Source organism: Nocardioides sp. S5-5, from assembly GCF_054954065.1.
Window position 1 is genome coordinate 3896946 of sequence record NZ_CP199913.1, and the last position, 19801, is coordinate 3916746.

Below are 19801 nucleotides of genomic sequence, written 5' to 3' on the forward strand. Positions count from 1 at the left end.
CTAGTGGTGACGGAGCGCGTCGATCAGCTCGTCCTTCTTCATCGAGGAGCGGCCGTCGATGTCGAGCTCACGGGCGCGCTTGCGCAGCCGGTCGACGGTCCAGTCCTCGTAGTCGCCGGCCTTGCCGCCGCGGCGACCGACCTTGCTGGCGCCCTCGGAGGCCATGGCGTTGGAGATCCGGGCGGCCTTCTCCTTGCTGGCGCCGTCCTTGCGGATCTCCTCGTAGGCGTCCGGGTTCTTGATGCCGGGTCCGTGCTTCTTGCCGGGCATGACTCCTCCTCGTCGCTCGGGAACCAGGTACGCCCCCGCGTTACCCGCGCAGCGGCGAGAGAGACGTGCCGGGAGCGATGGTGACCTCGCCGGCCTCGTGGTCGATCCGGACACCGGGGCCGAGATCGACGGAGCGGGCGTGGCGGTGCAGCCAGTGGACGACGGCGGCGACGGCGGCCGGGCCGGGCTCGCTGCGGCGGTCGTAGCCGAGCAGGGCGCCGGGGCGGCCGGGGCCGACGAGGAGCGCGACCACCCGGTGCTCCCCGGCGCCGTCCGGGGATCCGACCAGGCGCAGGTCGAGGACCTCCGCACGGTGCGGCAGCGCGGCGCAGCGCACCGGCATGCCGAGCAGGTCCCCGACCCGGCACCGGCGCGGGTCGGCGGCGCGCTCGTGGGCCATCCGGTGCAGCAGGCCGGGCCCGGGCTCGGAGAGTCGGACGTCGCTGGTCACCTCCGCGACCAGCTCGAAGTCGACGACCAGGGGCAGATCCTGGTCGGCCGCCGCCTCCCGGACCAGGCGGTGGGCGCGGGCCAGCCCCCCGCCGAGTCTCCGGCCGAAGCGCGGCAGCAGGGCCGGCAGGCCCATCAGCAGCGCCGTCGGCACCAGCCCGCCGTCGTCCTCGACGAGCAGCTCGATGTCGTCCACCTTGCCGACGAGGCGGTCGTCGGCGCCGACGACCTGCCGGTCGAGCAGGTGCAGCCCGACGTCGTACCCGTTGCGCTCGGCCAGCGAGCCCATCAGCACACTCCCTTCAGCCCTGTCCCATGGACGTGATGATCATGAGCGGGATCGCGGCCACGGCCGCGACGGCGATGACGACGAGATAGACGACGCCCAGGGCGTTGGCGAGCGGCCCGTTGACGTGCTCGCCGAGATAGTCGGGGTCGTTGGCCACCACGAGGATGGGGAAGTACGTCAACGGCAGTGCGATCGCCGAGAAGATCACCGAGATCTCGGTGACCATGATCGGGTCGACGCCGGTGAGCAGGACGCCGGCGGCGACGACGGTCACGAGCAGCAGGATGAGGTGGAAGCCGGCCGCCTCCTTGGGCCGGACGTACTTGCCCCACGGGAAGCCGAAGTACTGCGCGAGGCTGTACCCGGTCGAGAGCCCGGTCTCGCAGGCGGCGCCGAAGGTGGCCGCGAAGAAGCCGAGGACGACGACCGCGAGCCCGATCTTCCCGAGCCCGACCGCGACGGGGAGCCCGACCTGGCCGAGCGTCTCGACCGTGACGCCCGCCGGCAGGAAGACCGTGGCGGCGCAGGCCGCGATCGCGACCGACAGCAGGCCACCGAGCGGGAAGCCGATGAACACGTTGGCGCGCATCACGCCGATGTCCTTGGGGGTCCACCGCTCCTCGACGCCTCCGCTGGAGAAGAAGAACACCTCGTACGGCGTCATCGCCGCGCCGAAGAGGGCCACCGCGAAGAAGGCGTACGTCGCCCAGCTCTCCGCCTCCGGCTTCTCGGCCGGCGAGAGCCCCGCGGCGAGCTCGCCCCAGTCGGGCCCGAGCTGCCACAGCGCCACGGCGAAGGCCAGGAGGGCCAGGCCCATCAGGCCGAGCACGTTCTCGATCGAGGAGAACCTGGCGCGCCACAGCACGATCCACACCGCGACGGCGACGAAGGGGACGACCAGCAGGTGGTGCAGCGAGGTGACCAGCTGGAGCGCGAGGGCGACGCCACCGATCTCGGCGATGAAGGTCAGCAGCGTGACCAGCATCGAGCCGACCAGGTTGAGGAAGCCCATCCGCGGACCGAGCCGCTCGCGGACCAGGTCGAAGGTGGCGCGCCGGCTGACCGCGGCGATCCGTCCGGACATCTCGGCGAAGACGCAGATGCCGACCACGCCGACCGGGATGATCCACACCAGGGACGTCCCGAGCCGGGCACCGACCTGGGCGTTGGTGACCAGGTCGCCGATGTCGACGAAGCCGCCGATGGCGGTCAGGATCCCCAGCAGGACGGCGAAGCAGCGCTTCATGGCGCCGCTCGCCGCAGCTCGTCGGACAGCTGGTCGAGCGCGTCGAGGAGTGCCGGGTCGTCGTACTCGCCGTCGACGGCGTGCGCCCGGGCCTCGCCGACGAGGCCGACCGCCCGGTCGAGCAGGTCGTGGACCCGCGCGGCGGCGCCGGCCCTTGCGGCCGGCACCTGCAACCGCGCGAGATCCTCCTCCGTCCTGCCCGCCGCCTCCTCGGCGTCGACCACCAGCACGGTCGTGTACGACGACCAGGTGCGCCCCGCGTGCGCCGACTCCAGCGCGAGGCGGGTCGTGGCGACCTGGCTCCCGACGTCGGCGAGCGCCTGCCCCGCACTCTCGTCCCAGGCGGCGGCGTCGGGCTTGTCGACCACGCCACAGGCCACGAGCAGCAGGGCGACGAGGACCGCGACGGCCGGTCGCTGCGAACGCCTCACCTCGTGCGGCCCCGCCAGGGGACCGCGGCCCACATCAGGGTGAACGCGAGCGCGACCGCCGCCGCGGCGATCAGGGCGGCGGGGGTGCCGAGCACCACGTCGAAGACGAGGAGCACGACCGCCGCGGAGACCGTGGCGAGCCCCGCGAGACCGGCGAGGGCGCAGCGCTGCGCGGCGGCCACGATCCACTCGCGGCGGCCCTGCCGGAACAGCAGCCGGTGGTAGCAGACCGGGGCGACGATGACGAGCGTGGTCAGCACCGATGTCACCAAGATGGCGAGGTAGAGCCGCTGCTGTCCGTCGTCGAGGTCATCGAACCGGTCGGTGAACGGCACGGTCAGCAAGAAGCCGGTGAGGATCTGCACGCCGGTCTGCATCACCCGCAGCTCCTGGAGCAGCTCGTTGAGGTTGCGGGTGATCTGCTGGGGTGATCTGCCCTCGCGCGTACCCGCCGGCGCGGGGTTCACGCCCGGTCCTCCTCCGCCTCCTCGGCGTGCGGGTAGTCCTGCTCGGGATCGACCTCGACGACCGGCTCGTCGAGCGGGGCCTCCGGGTCGGTCGGGACGTCGGGGTCGTCGGGTACGGGTGGCTCATCCGGTGCGACGGGCCGCTCGGGGTCGGGGATGGTGTCCATGTCGCGGCGGTACCCGTCGGTGGGATCAGAAAACGGGTTTGCCACCGGTCACGCCGAGCACCGTTCCGGAGATGTACGACGCGTCCCCGGGCGAGGCGAGGAAGACGAACGCCGGTGCGACCTCGGCCGGCTGCCCGGCCCGCCCGAGCGGGGTGTCGGTGCCGAAGTGCTCGACCTTCTCCGGCTCCTGAGTGGCCGGCTGCAGCGGGGTCCAGATCGGTCCCGGCGCCACCGCGTTCACCCGCACCCCGTCGGCACCGAGGGAGGCGGCGAGGTTGACGGTGAGGTTGTTGATCGCGGCCTTGGTGGCGGCGTAGTCGAGCAGCGTCTCGGAGGGTTCGAAGGCCTGGATGGAGGCGTTGTTGACGATGCAGCCCGGGCGCTTGCGCAGGTGCGGCGCGGCGGCGCGGACCAGCCAGATCAGCGCGTACAGGTTGGTCTTGAAGGTGCGGTCGATCCGCTCGTCGCTGAGGTCGTCGACGGCGTGGTCGCGGGCCATCTGGTAGCCGGCGTTGTTGACCAGGACGTCGAGCGCGCCGAGCTCTTCGACGGTGCGCCGTACCGCGTCGTCGCACGCGTCGCTGGTGCGCAGGTCCAGCGGCATCGCCAGCACCCGGCGCCCCGCGTCGCGCACCAGGGCAGCGGTGGCGTCGGCGTCGGGCTGCTCCACGGTGAGATGGGTGAAGGCGACGTCGGCGCCCTCGCGGGCGTAGGCGATCGCGACGGCGCGCCCGATCCCTGAGTCACCCCCGGTGATCAGCGCGACCTGACCCTCGAGGCGGCCGTGGCCGACGTACGACTGCTCGCCGTGGTCGGGCTCGGGGGTCATCTCCCCCGTCAGCCCCGGGGGTGTCTGCTGCTGGGCGGGGAACGCGGTGTCGGTCATCTCCGGGCGTTACCCGGGTGGAACGCTCGGAGTCGGGTACGGCGGAGCCCGAGTCGACGAGAGCAGAGCTCAGTCGGGCCGGCCTCCCGGAGCCGCCCGGCTGGCGGTGAGGTCGTCGAGCAGCGCGTCCAGCAACCGGCGCAGTCCAGGATGGCTGACATGCCCCTCCCGAGCCACCTGGATCAGGCGCTCGGCGACCTCCCGCACCTTCACGTTGCGGTTGCGCGACCACCACTTGAGCATCGCGAACGCCGCCTCGGCGTCGAGCCCGTAGCCCAGCATGAGGATGCCCTTGGCCTGCTCGATCGTGTCGCGGGAGGCGGCGGAGGCGGCCACGGCGGCGTCCGCGGCGGCGGTGGTCTCGGCCTCGAGCTCGGGCGTCAGGTCGAGGTAGTAGCCGACGAGGCGGTCGACCTTGCCGCTGGTGCGGTGGCCGTCGTAGTGACCCTCGCCGCACAGCACGACGTTGCGGACCTCGTCGCCGACCAGGATCCGGTAGTAGACGTTGAACGGCGCCCCGGTGGCGATGGCCGCCTGCAGCGTCTGCTCCACGAGCTCGCGGTCCAACTCGTGCTTGTGGCGCATGATCAGCTCGGTCGTCGGCTCGACCTCGCCCGGCTGATAGCCGTGGATCGCGAAGACGTCGTCGTCCCACTCCCACCTCTCGTCGGCGACGTGGAAGACGAACCGCCCCGTCTGCCGCGCACCATCGGCACCGACCAGCGGCGCCAGGTCACCCCCTGGGACTTCTCGACCCATCTCACCCTCCATGGCGTGACTCGGTGACTCGTATGCGAGCCGACGTCCGGGGTACCCCGCAACCACCCTGAGGAGGACGCCATGGGACGACGGACCGTCTGCGATGAGAACTATCCCGAACGCCGCGGCACACGCACAACAGGGGGTCACCTCCTCGCTCTGCAGCGGGCGCGCCACCTGTTGCTGCGCCTGATCCTGGGCGAGCTGCGGGAAGACACGACGAGGACCGGATGAGGACCGGATGAGACTGCCCGAGCCCTGCGGGCCGCTCAGCGAGGGCGTCGTCGAGACCCTGCGCGCGCGCCCCCACGGACCACACGCCGTACCCGAGCCGCGGGCGATGGGCGACGTCACCTACCCGCTCACCGACCGGGACTTCCAGCTCGCGCTGTGGGTCCTCTACGAGCTGCACTACCGGGGCTTCGCGGACGTCGCTGACCCGGACGCCGAGTGGGACCCGCTGCTCCTGGTGAGCCGGGCCGCCCTGGAGCGCACCTTCGAGCACGCGGTGCGCCGGCTGGTGAGCGAGACCCCCGAGGACGCACCGGCCCTCGAGGACCTCGGCGACACCCCGGCCGAGCAGGTCACTGCCGCACTGGTCCGGATGACCGCCCGCTCGGGCCCCTCGGACGTCGCCCGCTTCCTGCACCGGCGTGCCACCCGGCAGGAGTTCTGCTCCTACCTCGCCGAGCGCGCGGTCTACCACCTGCGCGAGTCGGATCCGCAGAGCTTCGTGCTGCCCCGGATCGGCGGCGCCGCCAAGGTGGCCCTCGCCGAGCTGCAGTACGACGAGTACGGCGGCGGCCGGCCCGACCGGCTGCACCAGGCGCTGTTCGCCCGCGCCCTGGCCGCGCTGGAGATGCCGACCGACCTCGCGACGTACGTCGAGCAGGCGACGGGCGCGACGCTCGCCTCGGTCAACCTGATGTCGTTGTTCGTCCTCAACCGTCGCCTGCGCGGAGCAGCGATGGGGCATCTGGCCGCGTTCGAGGCGACCAGCTCGCTGCCGTGCGGGCGGATCCTGCGTGGGGCACGGCGGCTGCGGCTGCCCGAGGCGGTCGCCGACTACTACGACGAGCACGTGGAGGCCGACGCCGTCCACGAGCAGCTCGCGATCCGCGGGATCTGCGCCGCGCTCGTCGAGGACGAGCCCGACCTGGCCCCGGACGTGGTGTTCGGCGCCACCGCCTGCCTGAGCGTCGACGGCCTCGCGGGCGAGGTGCTGCTGGACGGCTGGCGCGCCGGGCGCGAGAGCCGGGCAGCGGGGTGAGCTGACGATGAGCAGTCGACGGGTCGTCGTCACCGACTGTCCCGGCGGACCGCTGCTGGTCCGCGGCGCCGACGAGGTGGTCGGGCTCGACGGCACCGCCGCGCCGGTCGAGCGGGCGGTCGTGGCGGTGTGCCGCTGCGGACGATCCGACCGGCTGCCCTGGTGCGACGACAGCCACCGAGACCGACGGAGGAAGAAGTCATGAGAGCCGTGACCTGGCAAGGCAGGGGCAAGATGAGCGTCGAGGAGGTGCCGGACCCACGGATCCAGGAGCCCGACGACGTCGTCATCCGGGTGACCTCGAGCGGGCTGTGCGGCTCCGACCTGCACCTGTACGAGCCGCTGGCTCCGTTCATGGAGGTGGGCGACATCGTCGGCCACGAGCCGATCGGCGTCATCGAGGAGGTCGGGCGCGACGTCTCGTCGCTGAACCGCGGCGACCGGGTCGTCGTCCCCTTCAACGTCAGCTGCGGTCGGTGCTGGATGTGCGCCCGTGGCCTGCACAGCCAGTGCGAGACGACGCAGAACATCGAGCAGGGCACGGGCGCGAGCCTGTTCGGCTACAGCAGGCTGTACGGGCAGGTCCCGGGCGGGCAGGCGGAGTACCTCCGGGTTCCGTTCGCCGACCAGCTCCCGATCAAGGTCCCCGACGGCCCGCCCGACGACCGCTTCGTATTCCTCTCCGACGTGCTCCCGACCTCCTGGCAGGCGGTGGAGTACGCCGACCTGCGCCCCGAGGACACCCTGCTCGTGCTCGGCGCGGGCCCGATCGGCGACATGTGCGCACGGATCGCGCTGATGCGCGGGATCCGGGTCTTCGTCGTGGATCCGGTCGTCGAGCGGCTGCAGCGCGTCTCGGCGTACGGCGCCGAGGTGATCGTCACCGACAACGACGCCGACACCGTCACCACGGTCCTCGAGCTCACCCGCGGGCGCGGCGCGGACGCGGTGATCGACGCCGTCGGCATGGAGGCGCACGGCTCGCCCGTGGCCGAGTCGATGACCAAGGTGGTCGGCCTACTGCCGGGCCGGCTGGCCCAGCCGCTGATGCGCAACGCCGGCGTGGACCGGCTGGCCGCGCTGCACCTGGCGATCGACGCCGTCCGGCGCGGCGGCACCGTGTCGGTCGTCGGTGTCTATGGCGGGCCGATGGACCCGATGCCGCTGATGGAGATGTTCGACAAGCAGCTGCAGCTGCGGATGGGCCAGGCCAACGTGCGCCGCTGGAGCGACGAGATCCTCGCGCTGCTGCTGGAGGCCGAGGACCACCTCGGCGTGGAGTCGTTCGCGACCCACCACCTGCCGCTCGAGGAGGCGCCGGCGGCGTACCACGACTTCCGCGAGAAGAACGACGGCATGGTGAAGGTGCTGTTCCGGCCCTGACCGGCGACGGCGGTCCGCCGGCGGTGTCCCTGAGCGTGTCGAGGGACCGGTACCGGTGGACCGCCGTCGCACCTCAGGCGGCGTGCGGACGCAGGTCCACGCCGACCGCGCGACGCAGATCCGTGAAGATCCGCTGCAGGAGCCGCGAGACCTGCACCTGGGTCACACCGAGCTCGTCGGCGATCTCCTGCTGGGTGCGCTGCTCGTAGAAGCGCATCCGCAGGATCCTGCGGTCGCGGGCCTTGAGCTTGCGGCAGGCCGGCCCGAGCATGACGACGGCCTCGCTGTGCTCGAAGCCGGCATCCAGCGTCGGAAGCAGGTCGCCGAGCGGGCTGCCGGTCGCGGCGACCGGCTCGTCGAGCGAGGCGGCGTGGGCGAGGTCCCCGCAGGCCAGCGCCTCCTCGACCTCGCTGGTCGGGCAGTCGAGCTCCTCGGCCAGCTCCTGCGGCGTCGGCGGCCGGCCGAGATGCTGGGCCAGCTCCTCCTCGGCGGCGACCACGCGGGGCCGGATCTCCTGGAGCCGGCGCGGGGGCCGGACGGCCCAGGCGGCCGAGCGGAAGTGCCGCTTGAGCTCGCCCAGGATGCTCGGGACGGCGAAGACCAGCAGGTCGTCGCCGCGCTCCGGGTCGAAGGACTGCACGGCGCGGGTCAGCGCCAGGCAGGCCACCTGCTCGAGCTCGTCGGAGGACTGGCCGCGGTTGCGGTAGCGGGCGGCGAGGGTGCGAGCCACGGGGATGTTGAGCACGATGACCTCCTGCACGAGGTCGTCCCTCTCTCCGGGTGGGCACTCCCGCGCCTGGGCCAGCAGCCGCGCGGTCCGAGCCTTGCGCTCGGCGGAACTGACTCGGGGGGATGAGGCGGCGGAACGGTGGGGGATGGTGGGGATCGATGCGATGGACACAGGTACTCCCGAAGATCGAGAGCGGTGTGGCGGTGGGCTTGGCCACGGTTGTCTGCTGCTTCGCTACCCAACCTAGCGCGACCTCATACCGCTGACCACCCCACCGGATCATCCGGCCTGGTCCGAACGGACTAGTGAGGAGAGGACTGGTCGGCGCGTAACGGGGCAGGCTCGCCGGTGTTGAAGAGGTGTGAGGGCGCAGCCGGCGCCCCGGACCGCCGGAGGTCGTGGTGGAGCAGATCGTGGTGGCGCTCAGCCCCTTCACCCGTCGCAGCCGCTCCCTCACGCTCAGCCACACCGCCGCCGACCTGCGCCGCGGACTCGAGCCCGGTGAGCACGTGGTGGTCCACGACCCGGCGACCGGCGAGCACCTCACCGCGGTCGTCGCCGACATCGACTACGAGCTCGCCGACACGTCGTACCGCCTCGAGATCGGCACCCGGATCACCGCCGCGGAGGCCGCGGAGTGCCTGGCCCCGCCGACCCACGACGAGCGACTCACCACCCGGGACATCGTCGCCCTGCTCGCCGAGCTGCGGCGCAGCGAGCGTGACGTCTCGGCCGCGCTGGCCGACCTCCGCGCCCGCTGAGCGTCGTTCGGCCAGGAGGGACTAGTCCTTCCGGGTCACGCTCACAGATCCTCCGGCTCGACCTGCCCGGTAGGCGTCGAACTTCGGCGCGTCACGCCCGAGAATCTCTACCGTGCCAGCCGAGAACCCGATCCGCGTCTACATCGTCGACGACCACGAGGTCGTGCGCCGCGGTGTGGCGAGCCTGCTCGCGACCGATCCCGAGCTCGAGGTGGTCGGACAGTCCGGCAGCGCCACCGTCGCGCTGCGCGAGATCCTCCAGCTGCGCCCCGACATCGCCATCCTGGACGCCAACCTGTCCGACGGCACCGGCGTCGACATCTGCCGTGAGATGCGCTCGGTGGACCCGGACATCAAGGCGCTCATCTTGACGACGTACGACGACCCCGACGCCATCTCCGCGGCGATCCTCGCCGGCGCGTCGGGCTACGTGCTGAAGAAGATCGAGGGCAACTCACTGCTCAACGGCATCAAGCTCGTCGCCGGCGGCCACTCCCTCATCGACCCGGCCGTCGCCAACCGGGTCGTCGAGCAGATGGAGATGCAGCGCAAGTCGCTCGACGTCATCTGCGAGCTCACCCCCCAGCAGCGCAAGATCTTCTTCCTCATCGCCGAGGGCATGACCAACCGGCAGATCGCGGAGAAGCTCTACCTCGCCGAGAAGACCGTCAAGAACCACGTCACCGGGCTGCTCGCCCGGCTCGGGCTCCAGCACCGCACCCAGGCCGCGCTGCTCGCCGTACGGCTGCGGGGGGCGGACGGCTCCGCGTCGGCCACCTCGCTCGGCTCGCCGCTCGCGCCCGCCCCGGACCGCCGCGCCGGCTGAGCTCTCGTTCTCAGCACAAGGCCCTCACCGCCCTGCCGGGCAGTGAGGGCTTCGTCGTGTCCGGGCGCACTTCCTGGCCGTTGCTTGCGGTTCTTGGCCGTGGCACACGTCGGGAGGTGCAGGGACCACCTCTGAAGAGGCGATTCCGGCACCTCGCCGACGCGGCTCAGAGCTGGAACCGACCCACCATGTCCCGCAGCTCGGAGGCGACACCGGTGAGCTCGGTGGCGGAGGCGAGCGTGTTCTCGGCCCCCTCCCGGGTGTCGGCGGCGGCGGTGGCGACCTGGGTGACGTCCTCGGCGATGCCGTTGGCGCCGGCGGCGGCCTCGGTGACCGAGCGGGCGATCTCGTTGGTGGTGGCGGTCTGCTCCTCCACCGCGGAGGCGATCGTCGACTGGATGTCGTTGATCCGGGCGATGACGTCGGCGATCCGGCTGATGGCGGAGACGGCGCCTTGGGTGTCGGACTGGATGGCCTCGATCTTCTGGCCGATCTCCTCGGTCGCCTTGGCGGTCTCCTTGGCCAGCTCCTTGACCTCGTTGGCGACCACGGCGAAGCCCTTGCCGGCGTCGCCGGCGCGAGCGGCCTCGATGGTCGCGTTGAGGGCGAGCAGGTTGGTCTGCTGGGCGATCGAGGTGATCACCTTGATGACCTGGCCGATCTCGGCGGAGGACTCGCCGAGCGAGGCGACGGTGCCCTGGGCCTCGGAGGCGACGGTGACGGCGTCGGTGGCGACGGTGGCGGCCTCGGTGGCGTTCTTGGCGATCTCCCGGATGGAGGCGGTCATCTCCTCGGCGGCGGTGGCGACGGTCTGGATCGAGGCCGACACCTGGACCGACGCGCTCGAAGCAGACGCAGCACGGTCGGAGGTCGTCGTGGCGCCCTCGCCCATGCCCTCGGCGAGCGAGGTGAGCTGGGTGGCGGCGGCACCGAGGGTCTCGGCGGCACCGCTGATATTGCCCATGCTGGAGCGCAGGGTGCTCAGCAGCGCGCGCAGCCCGTCGGCGACCTGGCCGACGGCGTCGTCGCCGTCGATGTCGAGCTCGCGGGTCAGGTCGCCGGTGGCGGCCGCGGAGACGACGTCGAGGATCTGCGCGACCTTGCCCGCCAGTACGGCGGCCGCCTCGCGATCCGCGACCTCGCGGTTGATCCGCGCGATGGCCTGCGAGACCAGACGGCCGACGTTGCGCAGGGCGTCGAGGCGCTGGGGGCTCGGCTGGAGGGTCTCGGTCGCGAAGAAGTCCATGGTGCCGACGACCTCGCCGTCGACGATCACCGGGAAGCAGACCCCCGACTTCACGCCGACCCGCTGCGCGACGGGCGCCCGCACGCAGTCGGTCATCTCGCCGATGTCCTGGGTGAAGTAGAGGTCCCGCTGCGCCCACGCCCGGCCGGAGAGACCGATCCCCTCCGCGAAGGACGCCTGCAGGGTGACCTGACGGAACTCCGGGCCGGCGTCGCCGGACTCGCGGTCGAACTTCAACAGCCGGTCCGCCGGGTCGACCCTCCAGTAGGAGCCGTACGCCCAGCCGAACTCGCCGCGCACCGTGTCGAGCGCGACCTGGACCGCGGCGTCCACGTCGCTCGCCGAGCCGAGGCCCGCCAGGATCTTGTTGACGGCCGAGGTGTCGGCGGCCGCCTCGGTGCTCTCGCGCTCGATCCGCAGCCGGTCGGTGATCACCTCCCAGGTGGCCATCGCGCCGACGTACGCACCGCTCGTGTCGGTGATCGCGCTGACCAGCAGGTCCAGGGTCTGGTGGCCGACCTGGATGTTCGCGCGCCGCGGCAGATGGTCGGCGGTCGCGAGCAGGCCGCGCTGGTACGCCGGGGTCTTGTGGAAGATGTCGAGGCTGGAGCCGACCACCTCGTCCGCCCTGACCGGGAGCACGTCCTCCAGGCTGCGCAGGGTCTCGAGGGACGCCGGGTTCATGTACTGGATGACGAAGTCGAGGTCCGCGAACATCATGTTCGTCGGGCTGTTCTCCATCATCGAGCTGGCGATCGCCATCTGCTGCTCGACCCGCAGTCGCTCGGTGACGTTCTCGAAGGCGACCAGGGCGCCGACGTACGCGCCGGTGTTGTCGTGGATCGCCGTGAACGACGCGTCGTGCGTGGCGTGCTCGGAGGTGACCCGGTCGGTCAGCGGCAGGTGCGCGGCGCTCGCGGTGACCCGGGTGCCGAGCTCGGGGTGCAGGTAGATCCCCTCGAAGGAGGCGCCGATCAGCGTGTCCGGGTCGACCTGGGGGATGTCCGGGCCGCCCGCGACGAGCTCGGCGCGGGCCTGGCGGTTGACGTAGCGGACCCGGTAGTCGGGGTCGACGACGAAGGCGCCGGAGTCGAGCGCGTCGTACAGCGCGTAGTCGACGGCGGGCGCCGGGGCCGGCCGGGTCTTGCGGGTGGTCGCGGGGCCGGTGCCGTTCACCGGCGGGTCCAGGGTCTCGGTCACGGTCTTCCTCCGGTGGTCTCGGGTGTGGTCGTGACGTCGACCGCACGGTCGGCGTCGAGGACGAGCAGGATGGAGTCGGGCAGGGGCCGCACTCCGCGGACGACGTCCTGCACTGCGCGGGGCATGGTCGGCGGCGCGGGCTGCGGATCGACGCCGGCGGTGTCGATCACGTCGCCGATGTCGTCGACGAGGAGGCTGACCACCTCGCCGCGGCTGCGCACGATCACGTTCATGGGCAGCTCGTCGCCCTCGCGGTCCGGCAGCCCGAGGCGCACCCGCAGGTCGACGGCGGTGACGATCTGCCCGCGCAGGTTGATCAGGCCGGTGACGGCGCGATCGGCCCGCGGCACCGGGGTCATCGGCTGGCGGCGCAGCACCTCCTGCACCTCGTCGACCGCGACGCCGAAGAACAGGCCGGCCACCCAGAAGGTGCAGTACTGCTCGGCAGTGCGGGTGGTCGTCGCCGTGGTCATGCCGGCACCCCCGACCGGGCGACGACGGCCTCGAGGTCGACCAGCTCCGTCACCCGGTCCTGGACGACGGCGCTGCCCCTGACGCCGGTACGACGACCGACCTCGCTCGCGCTGATCGCCACCTCGACGACATCGAGGACCTTGTCGATGACGATGCCGACCGCGCCGGCGGCGTCTCCGGTCTCGTGGACCACGACGCTGATCTGCTCGCCCTGGTCGCTGGTGTCGGGCAGGCCGATCGCGGTGGCGAGGCGTACCAGCGGGAGGATCCCGTCGCGGTACTGCACCACCTCGGACGTGCCGCTGCGCTCCACCCGGTCGCGGCCGAACTCCTCGAGCCGGGCGACCGCCGCCAACGGCAGCGCGGCCCGCCGGCCGTCGGCGACCTCCAGCACGAGCAGCGCGGTCCGGTCGTCGGCACCCACGGCGCGGCCGTCGACCGCCTCCTGCTGGGTGCCGGCGACCCCGACCGTCCCGGCGATCCCGGCGACGTCGAGGATGAGCGCCACCCGCCCGTCGCCCATGATGGTCGCGCCGGCGTACATGGTCAGGGCCTTGAGCTGGCGCCCGATCGGCTTGACCACGATCTCCTGGGTGTCGTGGACCTCGGAGACGCACAGGCCGAAGCGGACCTCGTCGGACTGCAGGACCACGACCGTCAGCGCGTCGTCCTCGGGTGCCGCGCCACCCAGGGTCTCGGCGAGCGACACCAGCGGCAGCAGCCGGCCGCGCAGCCGCAGCACCGGCGCGCCGGCGAGGTTCTCCACCTGGCGACGCAGGTCGTCGCCCTCGATCCGGACCAGCTCGACCAGGTTGGCCTGCGGGATGGCGTACCGCTCGCCGCCCTCCCCCACCACGAGCGCCGGGATGATGGCCAGCGTCAGCGGGATCCGGACCCGGGTCGTCGTACCGCGTCCGGGCTCGGAGGAGACGTCGACGCTGCCGCCGATCCGCTCGATGTTGGTGCGCACGACGTCCATCCCGACGCCGCGGCCCGAGATGTTGGAGACCGCGGCGGCCGTGGAGAAGCCGGGGCGGAAGATCAGTCCGAGCACGTCGCGGGCATCCATCCGGGACAGCTGGTCGCGGGTGACGACTCCCCGCTCCACGGCGACCGCGCCGATCGTCGCGGGGTCGATGCCCTTGCCGTCGTCGGCGATCTCGACGACCACCTGGCCGGACTCGTGGTAGGCGCGCAGGGTCAGCGTGCCCTTCGCATCCTTGCCCGCGGCGCGGCGTACGTCGGGGGGCTCGATGCCGTGGTCGAGCGAGTTGCGCACCAGGTGGGTCAGCGGGTCCTTGACCGCCTCCAGCAGGCTGCGGTCCAGCTCGGTCTCGTGGCCCTCCATCGCCAGCTCGACCTCGCGGCCGAGCTGGTGGGACAGGTCGCGCACGACCCGCGGCATCTTCGACCAGACCTGGCCGATCGGCTGCATCCGGGTCTTCATGATCGACTCCTGCAGCTCGCTGGCCACCAGGTCCAGGCGCTGGCTCGCGCGCACCAGCTCCGCGTCCGCGGAGCCGAGACTGCGCTGCAGCAGCTGGTTGCGGGTCAGCACCAGCTCGCCGACCAGGTCGACCAGGTCGTCGAGGAGGTCGACGTCCACGCGGACCGAGGCGTCCACGACCGTCCGGCGCTCGCCGGTGTCGGCAGCGTCGACGGCGTCGGCGGTGACGGTCGGGGCGGGCTCGTCGGCGGGAGGCTCGGGCTCGACGTACTCCGTGGCCGACGGCACCGGCTCGGTCGCGGACGAAGCCGCCGGGGACACGTCCGGCTCCTCCGTGACCGAGTCGGCGGCCAGCAGGCCCTCGATGACCGCGACGACGGGGTCGACGTCGACGGCGGGGTCGGTGTCGCGACCGGTGCGCTCGATCCCGTCGAGGAGCGCGCGGACCGTGTCGACCATCGAGAGCAGTCCTTCGGCGATCGGGGGCGTCAGCACGACCTCCCCGTCGCGCAGCCGCGACAGCAGGGTCTCCCCCACGTGGGTCAGCTGCTCGAGCCGGTTGAAGGCGAGGAAGCCGCTCGTCCCCTTGATGGTGTGGATCGTGCGGAAGATGCTCGACAGCCGCTCCCGGGAGTCCGGCTGCTGCTCGAGCTCGACCAGGTCGCGGTCGAGCTGGTCGAGGTTCTCGTGGGACTCCACGAGGAACTCGGCGATGATCTCGGCGTCGTCGTCCATCCGCCCTCCCTTCAGGCTCGCTCCCCCATCGGCGGTGAGGCGGGCCGGGTGAGGCGAGTCAAGAGAGTTGGGACCTAGTCCCGAGGGCGGGGTGGCCTGCCCGGGCAACCGGGTGGACCCGTTGGTCAGGTGCGCGAGCGCAGGGCCTCGCTGAGGGAGGTCACGGCGGCGTGGGGCGGGGAGGCGGCGTCGGCGTTGGCGTCGGCGAGCTCGGCGAGCAGCTCGGCGCGATGGACGGCGACCGAGCGGGGGGCGTCGATGCCGATCCGTACGACGTCGCCGCGGACCTCGAGGACGGTGACCGTCACGGCCTCGGGCGAGCCGCCGCCGATGACGACGCTTTCGCCGATGCGACGCGAGAGAACCAGCACGTGGTGAGGCTATACCCAGCGGGTCGGCGGCGACGCGGGATCTACGCGACGAGCGGTGCGGCGAGCGGGAGGTCGGCGTCGTCGAGGATCACCTGGCTGGCCCGGCGGGTCACGGGGTTGACGACGAGGGGCGCGCGCAGGTTGACGGTGGTGTCGGCGAGGGTGGAGCCGGCGCGGACGACGAGCAGCACGAGCACGTCAGCGGCGGACGACTCGTCGATGCCGAGCTCGGTGACGGTCTCGTCGTCGAGGTCGAGCGCGTAGTCGGGATAGAACGGGCCGGGCGGGACGACCACGAACTGCAGGTCGTGGCTGTCGAGCGAGCGGAAGCCGTGGAGCACGCCGTCGTCGTCGAGGCGGACCAGCGCGAAGCGGGCGTCGTCGGGGAACCCGGGCATCGGGCGGGCCAGCTCGATGACGGGGAGGTCCATGCGCTCGATCATCGCAGGAAGTCCAGCAGGCTGGGCTGCATGACGCGCGAGGTCGCGGCCAGCGCGGCCTGGTAGGCGACCTCCTGCAGCTTGAGGTGGACGGTGGTCTCGGCGAGGTCGGCGCTCTCGATCGAGCTGAGGTTGTTCTGCAGCGACATCGTGGCGTCGGCGGCGGCCTGGGCCGACTGCTCGATGCGCTGGTAGCGGGTGCCGGCCGCCGCCCGTACGCCGGTCACGGTGTCCTCGCGCGCGCGGAGCACGTCGACCGACGCGGTGATCCCCGCGGTGTCGCCGGAGCGAAGGGCGGCGGCGAGCGCGTCGAGCTCGGCGAACACGGAGTCGGCACCGTCGCCGAAGACGGTGCGGCCGTCGACGTCGACCCGGACGACGACGTCGTCGGCGACGCGCCGGTTGACCGCGCCGGCGACGCCGACCCAGTTCCCGTCCTCGTCGTAGGCCCGGCCGGCGGCGGTGACGCCGCCGAAGACCGGCCGCTCGAGGTAGCTGGCGTTGGACTGGCCGAGCAGCTGCTCGCGGATCCCGTCGATCTCGATGGCCAGCGCGTCGCGGGCCTGCTGGCCCATCGCGCCGGTGTTGGCGCCCTGGAGGGCGAGGTCGCGCGCCCGGCGTACGGCGGTCGTCACGCCGTCGAGCGTGCTGTCGACCTGGGTGAGCCAGCCGAGACCGTCCTGGGCGTTGCGGGCGTACTGGCCCTGGTCGGAGACCGAGGTACGGATCCGCATGGCGGCGGTGGTGCCGGTCGGGTTGTCCGAGGGCCGGTTGATCACCCGTCCGGTCGACAGCTGCTCCTGCAGCGCGGCCAGCTGGCCGAGGTTGCGCTGCAGGTTGGCCAGCGAGCTGTCGGTGAGCATGCGCTGCGTGACGCGTCCGATCGTCATGAGTCCCCCCGTGGTCGCTAGCGGCCGACCAGGCCGGTGCGGTTGATGAGCGTGTCGAGGACCTCGTCGAGAGTGGTCATCAACCGGGCGGCGGCCTCGTAGGCCCGCTGCGCGGCGACCAGGTTGACCGTCTCCTCGTCGAGGTTGACGCCTGCCTGCTGCTCGCGGGCGTCGTCGAGGGCGCCGGCCAGCGCCGTCTGGTTGGCGGTCCGACGGTCGAGGGCCGCCACGTCCGTCCCGAGTCCGTTGACCAGGCGCTGGTAGGCGTCCGGGTAGGTGCCGGCCCGGCTGAGCAGGTCGGCGTTGCCGCCGTCGAGGGCACCGCCGCCGACGCTGGACGCGGCGAGCTGCGCGGGGTCGGTGATCGCGACCTGCAGGCTGGCCGCGCCGACGAGCGGGTCGTAGCCGAACAGCGGTGCGCCGGCGGCCCCGGTGGCGTCGTACCCCGCTGCCTGCTGGGCGTTGAGGCTCGCGGCGAGCTCGGCGGCGACCGCGTCCAGGCCGGCGCGGTATGCCGGCAGCGTGGTCGTCAGCACCTCGGTGACGGCGCCCAGCTCGCCACCGGGCCCGGCGGTGCCGGACGGGAGCACGCTGCTCCCCCACGAGGCGTCGATCCGATAGCCGATCGGTGCGCCGTCGGCCTCGCCGGTGGGCGTGATGCCGGAGGCGAGCACGAAGCTGCCGGCCTCCTTGCCCTGCACCAGCGGCGTGCCCGCGACGGTGACCGCGAACTGGCCGTCGGCCTGGACCGTGGTGACCGCGCCGGTGAGCTCCGCGAGACGCAGCGCGAGCTGGTCGCGCCGGTCGCGCAGCACACCCGCGTCGGTGCCGTTCTGCTCGGTGACGAGGATGTCGTGGTTGAGCTGCGCCAGGCCGGAGGCGGCGGTGTTGACCTCGCTGACCAGGTTGACGGCGTGGATCCGCTGGTCGGCCTCCTCGCCGGTGATGTTGGCGACCTGGCCGCGCAGCGCCTGGGCGAGGGTCTCGGCGCGGCCGAGCACCTGCTGCCGGGCGGCGGTGCCGCCGGGGTTGAGCGCGAGGTCCTGCCAGGCGTTGCGGAGGTCGAGCATCGCGGCATGCACGCCGTTGGCGCCGGGCTCGCCGACGCCCTCCTCGACCCGGGCCAGGATCGTGCGGCTGGTCGAGAGGTAGGACAGCAGTCCGTGCTCGCGCCGCACCCGCGCGTCGAGGAGGGGATCGGTCATCCGGCGCACCTCGCCGACGGCGACGCCCTCGCCGTGGCCGTCGTAGCGCGACCACAGCGCGGCCTGCGCGCTGCTGACCGAGGCGCCGACGACCCCGCGCCGGACGTAGCCGTCGGTGCTGGCGTTGGCGATGTTGTTGCCGGCGACCTCGAGCGCGACCTGGTTGTAGCGCAATGCGGAGAGAGCGGTGTTGATCGACCCGAACGACCCGGCCATCACAGGCTCCGGTCGAGGAGGTGGTGACGGGGCGCGTCGGCGACGACGGTGCCGGCGTGGGTGTAGCTGGCGGTCGTCGTACCGCCGATGGCGAGCAGGGTCTCGCGGGCCGAGCGGTAGCCGGCGGTGAGCAGGCCCTTGGCCTCCTCGGAGGTCTCCGCGATGTCGCGGGCGATCGCGACCAGGGCGTCGCGATGGTCGCGGAGGATCCCGGCCCACGGGTCGGGGGCCGCCTCGGCCAGCGCGGCCAGCGACGGGTTCGGCGTCAGCCCGAGGGCGGCGGCCGCCTCGTCGGCGGCGGTGGCGCGGAGCACCTCGGTGGCGCGCAGGTCGTCGAGGAGGTCCTCGATGTCGCGGGTGGCGTTGACCAGCCACCGGGTGCGGCCGCTGGCGAGCACCAGACGCTCGACCTCCAGCCGGTAGGCCAGCGCCTCCAGCATCTCCCGCTCGCGCCACAGGACCTGTGAGAGCTTGTCCATGTCTGCTGCGTCGACCACGACTCCGACCTCTCCGTCCGCCCCGAGCTGCGGGGACACTCGTGTCGTCCCATCGCCCGTCCGGTGCCCGACCTGAGCGCTTTCGCCGGACGGACGAGGCGGAGTTGTCCGTGCGGACCACCCGGACCCGGGACCTGGGTCCCCATTCGGCCGACCGACCGGCCACTTGGCGGCCATTGCCCTGCGCGCCGCCGGCGCGAGCCCGGACCCTCGTGCATGTGAACGCGAACGAGACGACCTCGGGTACGGACGAGCTGATCACCAGCCACATGCCCCTGGTCGGGCACATCGTGCGGGAGACCCTGGGCCGGGTCCCCTCCCATGTCAATCGCGACGACCTCACCTCGGCGGGCCTGATCGCGCTGGTCCTGGCCGCCCGTGCGTTCGACGCGACCCGCGGCGTCCCCTTCGACCGGTATGCCGCCACCCGGATCCGCGGAGCGCTGCTCGACGAGCTGCGCTCGGTCGACTGGGCCTCGCGGTCGGTACGACGCCGCGCCCGCGACCTCACCGAGACCCGCAGCCAGCTGGCCGTGGTCCTGGGCCGCACCCCGACGCTGACCGAGGTCGCCCGCGCGAGCGGCCTCAGCGAGGACGAGGTCATCGCCAACGACGACGACGTCTCCCGGGCGCAGGTGCTGTCGCTGCAGGGCTCGAGCACGACCCCGATCGAGGACCTGGTCCCGACCCGCGCCCCCTCTCCGGAGGACCTGCTCGAGCACGGCGAGCGGCTCACCTACCTGCGCGAGGCGATCGCCGAGCTCCCCGACCGGCTGCGGGTCGTCGTCGAGGACTACTTCTTCTCCGAGCGGCCCATGGCCGACATCGCCGAGGACCTGGGCGTCACCGACTCCCGGATCTCCCAGATGCGGGCCGAGGCGCTGTCCTTGCTGCGCGACGCGCTCAACCACGAGCTGGAGCCGGCCCTGGTCCGCGCGACCGGGAAGACCGGCGGGGTCGCCCAGCGCCGCCGGGAGTCGTACTTCGCGGCCGTCGCCGCCCGGCACGCCGCCGGCCTGCGGCGCGGCCTCAGCCCGCTCGACGCGGTCGGCTGAGGACGCGGCGCGAAACCGCTCAGGTGCGCCGCCGGCGTACCGATCACCACCCCGACGGGCGACCACGGACGGTCCCCGGCCACGTGACCT

At 72.5% G+C, this 19801-nt stretch carries 23 protein-coding genes; 6 read left to right on the top strand and 17 right to left on the bottom strand.

All coding sequences use genetic code 11. The features are described 5' to 3' along the window. From ACUP6Y_RS18795 to ACUP6Y_RS18830, 8 genes are all read right to left on the bottom strand, one after another. Positions 1-270: a DUF7218 family protein gene (locus tag ACUP6Y_RS18795; RefSeq protein ID WP_462552374.1), complete on the bottom strand. Its 270-nt coding sequence runs from the start codon at positions 268-270 to the stop codon at positions 1-3. A 40-nt stretch (positions 271-310) separates the two neighbouring features. Continuing rightward, positions 311-1009, bottom strand: a complete 699-nt coding sequence (locus ACUP6Y_RS18800; protein ID WP_462552375.1) for a hypothetical protein — start codon at positions 1007-1009, stop codon at positions 311-313. Between the two features lie 13 nt (positions 1010-1022). Beyond that, on the bottom strand, positions 1023-2255 hold the full coding sequence (locus tag ACUP6Y_RS18805; protein WP_462552376.1) for an NRAMP family divalent metal transporter: 1233 nt from the start codon (positions 2253-2255) through the stop codon (positions 1023-1025). After that, a complete protein-coding gene (locus tag ACUP6Y_RS18810) occupies positions 2252-2686 on the bottom strand; it encodes a hypothetical protein (protein ID WP_462552377.1) in 435 nt (144 codons plus the stop codon). The genes ACUP6Y_RS18805 and ACUP6Y_RS18810 overlap by 4 nt, the downstream gene beginning before the upstream one ends. After that, entirely contained in the window at positions 2683-3153 is a 471-nt protein-coding gene (locus ACUP6Y_RS18815) for a DUF6328 family protein (protein WP_462552378.1), read from the bottom strand. Before ACUP6Y_RS18815 ends, ACUP6Y_RS18810 begins: the two co-directional genes overlap by 4 nt. Then, positions 3150-3320: a hypothetical protein gene (locus ACUP6Y_RS18820; RefSeq protein WP_462552379.1), complete on the bottom strand. Its 171-nt coding sequence runs from the start codon at positions 3318-3320 to the stop codon at positions 3150-3152. The genes ACUP6Y_RS18815 and ACUP6Y_RS18820 overlap by 4 nt, the downstream gene beginning before the upstream one ends. 25 nt (positions 3321-3345) lie before the next feature. Beyond that, positions 3346-4206 (bottom strand): SDR family oxidoreductase, encoded by an 861-nt coding sequence (locus tag ACUP6Y_RS18825; RefSeq protein WP_462552380.1) that lies wholly within the window; start codon positions 4204-4206, stop codon positions 3346-3348. A 69-nt stretch (positions 4207-4275) separates the two neighbouring features. Next, a complete protein-coding gene (locus ACUP6Y_RS18830) occupies positions 4276-4965 on the bottom strand; it encodes a PAS and ANTAR domain-containing protein (protein WP_462552381.1) in 690 nt (229 codons plus the stop codon). Between the two features lie 241 nt (positions 4966-5206). On the opposite strand from ACUP6Y_RS18830, the gene ACUP6Y_RS18835 reads away from it, so the two are divergent. The 3 genes from ACUP6Y_RS18835 to ACUP6Y_RS18845 are packed head-to-tail and all read left to right on the top strand — an operon-like array spanning position 5207 to position 7618. Next, positions 5207-6235, top strand: coding sequence for an iron-containing redox enzyme family protein (locus tag ACUP6Y_RS18835; RefSeq protein WP_462552382.1), 1029 nt, complete (start codon positions 5207-5209; stop codon positions 6233-6235). A 7-nt stretch (positions 6236-6242) separates the two neighbouring features. Next, complete coding sequence (locus ACUP6Y_RS18840) at positions 6243-6440, top strand: CDGSH iron-sulfur domain-containing protein (RefSeq protein WP_462552383.1); 198 nt, start codon at positions 6243-6245, stop codon at positions 6438-6440. Next, entirely contained in the window at positions 6437-7618 is a 1182-nt protein-coding gene (locus ACUP6Y_RS18845; protein ID WP_462552384.1) for a zinc-dependent alcohol dehydrogenase, read from the top strand. The genes ACUP6Y_RS18840 and ACUP6Y_RS18845 overlap by 4 nt, the downstream gene beginning before the upstream one ends. 73 nt (positions 7619-7691) lie before the next feature. Here ACUP6Y_RS18845 and ACUP6Y_RS18850 read toward each other — a convergent pair whose 3' ends face one another. Then, positions 7692-8378: a sigma-70 family RNA polymerase sigma factor gene (locus ACUP6Y_RS18850; protein ID WP_462552385.1), complete on the bottom strand. Its 687-nt coding sequence runs from the start codon at positions 8376-8378 to the stop codon at positions 7692-7694. A gap of 371 nt (positions 8379-8749) precedes the next feature. Between ACUP6Y_RS18850 and ACUP6Y_RS18855 the strand changes: the two genes are divergently transcribed. Both ACUP6Y_RS18855 and ACUP6Y_RS18860 read left to right on the top strand, forming a co-directional pair. Next, positions 8750-9109, top strand: coding sequence for a hypothetical protein (locus ACUP6Y_RS18855; RefSeq protein WP_462552386.1), 360 nt, complete (start codon positions 8750-8752; stop codon positions 9107-9109). 112 nt (positions 9110-9221) lie between these two features. Then, positions 9222-9935 carry a response regulator gene (locus ACUP6Y_RS18860; RefSeq protein ID WP_462552387.1) on the top strand — a complete coding sequence of 238 codons (714 nt, stop codon included), beginning with the start codon at positions 9222-9224 and terminating at the stop codon, positions 9933-9935. 166 nt (positions 9936-10101) lie between these two features. On the opposite strand, the gene ACUP6Y_RS18865 is transcribed toward ACUP6Y_RS18860, so the two are convergent. The 8 genes from ACUP6Y_RS18865 to flgN form a co-directional block, all read right to left on the bottom strand. Next, the gene (locus tag ACUP6Y_RS18865; protein ID WP_462552388.1) at positions 10102-12381 is read right to left on the bottom strand and encodes a methyl-accepting chemotaxis protein; all 2280 of its coding nucleotides are present in this window, start codon (positions 12379-12381) and stop codon (positions 10102-10104) included. Beyond that, a complete protein-coding gene (locus ACUP6Y_RS18870; protein ID WP_462552389.1) occupies positions 12378-12854 on the bottom strand; it encodes a chemotaxis protein CheW in 477 nt (158 codons plus the stop codon). The genes ACUP6Y_RS18865 and ACUP6Y_RS18870 overlap by 4 nt, the downstream gene beginning before the upstream one ends. After that, on the bottom strand, positions 12851-15037 hold the full coding sequence (locus ACUP6Y_RS18875) for a chemotaxis protein CheA (protein ID WP_462552390.1): 2187 nt from the start codon (positions 15035-15037) through the stop codon (positions 12851-12853). The genes ACUP6Y_RS18870 and ACUP6Y_RS18875 overlap by 4 nt, the downstream gene beginning before the upstream one ends. 125 nt (positions 15038-15162) lie before the next feature. Further along, on the bottom strand, positions 15163-15408 hold the full coding sequence (locus tag ACUP6Y_RS18880; protein ID WP_462552391.1) for a carbon storage regulator: 246 nt from the start codon (positions 15406-15408) through the stop codon (positions 15163-15165). 41 nt (positions 15409-15449) lie between these two features. Further along, on the bottom strand, positions 15450-15839 hold the full coding sequence (gene fliW, locus ACUP6Y_RS18885) for a flagellar assembly protein FliW (RefSeq protein WP_462552392.1): 390 nt from the start codon (positions 15837-15839) through the stop codon (positions 15450-15452). Positions 15840-15847: 8 nt separating this feature from the next. Next, on the bottom strand, positions 15848-16738 hold the full coding sequence (locus ACUP6Y_RS18890; protein WP_462552393.1) for a flagellin N-terminal helical domain-containing protein: 891 nt from the start codon (positions 16736-16738) through the stop codon (positions 15848-15850). 17 nt (positions 16739-16755) lie between these two features. After that, the gene (flgK, locus tag ACUP6Y_RS18895; RefSeq protein ID WP_462552394.1) at positions 16756-18159 is read right to left on the bottom strand and encodes a flagellar hook-associated protein FlgK; all 1404 of its coding nucleotides are present in this window, start codon (positions 18157-18159) and stop codon (positions 16756-16758) included. Further along, on the bottom strand, positions 18159-18656 hold the full coding sequence (gene flgN, locus ACUP6Y_RS18900; protein ID WP_462552395.1) for a flagellar export chaperone FlgN: 498 nt from the start codon (positions 18654-18656) through the stop codon (positions 18159-18161). Before flgN ends, flgK begins: the two co-directional genes overlap by 1 nt. A gap of 218 nt (positions 18657-18874) precedes the next feature. On the opposite strand from flgN, the gene ACUP6Y_RS18905 reads away from it, so the two are divergent. Beyond that, complete coding sequence (locus ACUP6Y_RS18905) at positions 18875-19711, top strand: sigma-70 family RNA polymerase sigma factor (protein ID WP_462552396.1); 837 nt, start codon at positions 18875-18877, stop codon at positions 19709-19711. The last annotated feature ends 90 nt before the right edge of the window (positions 19712-19801 follow it).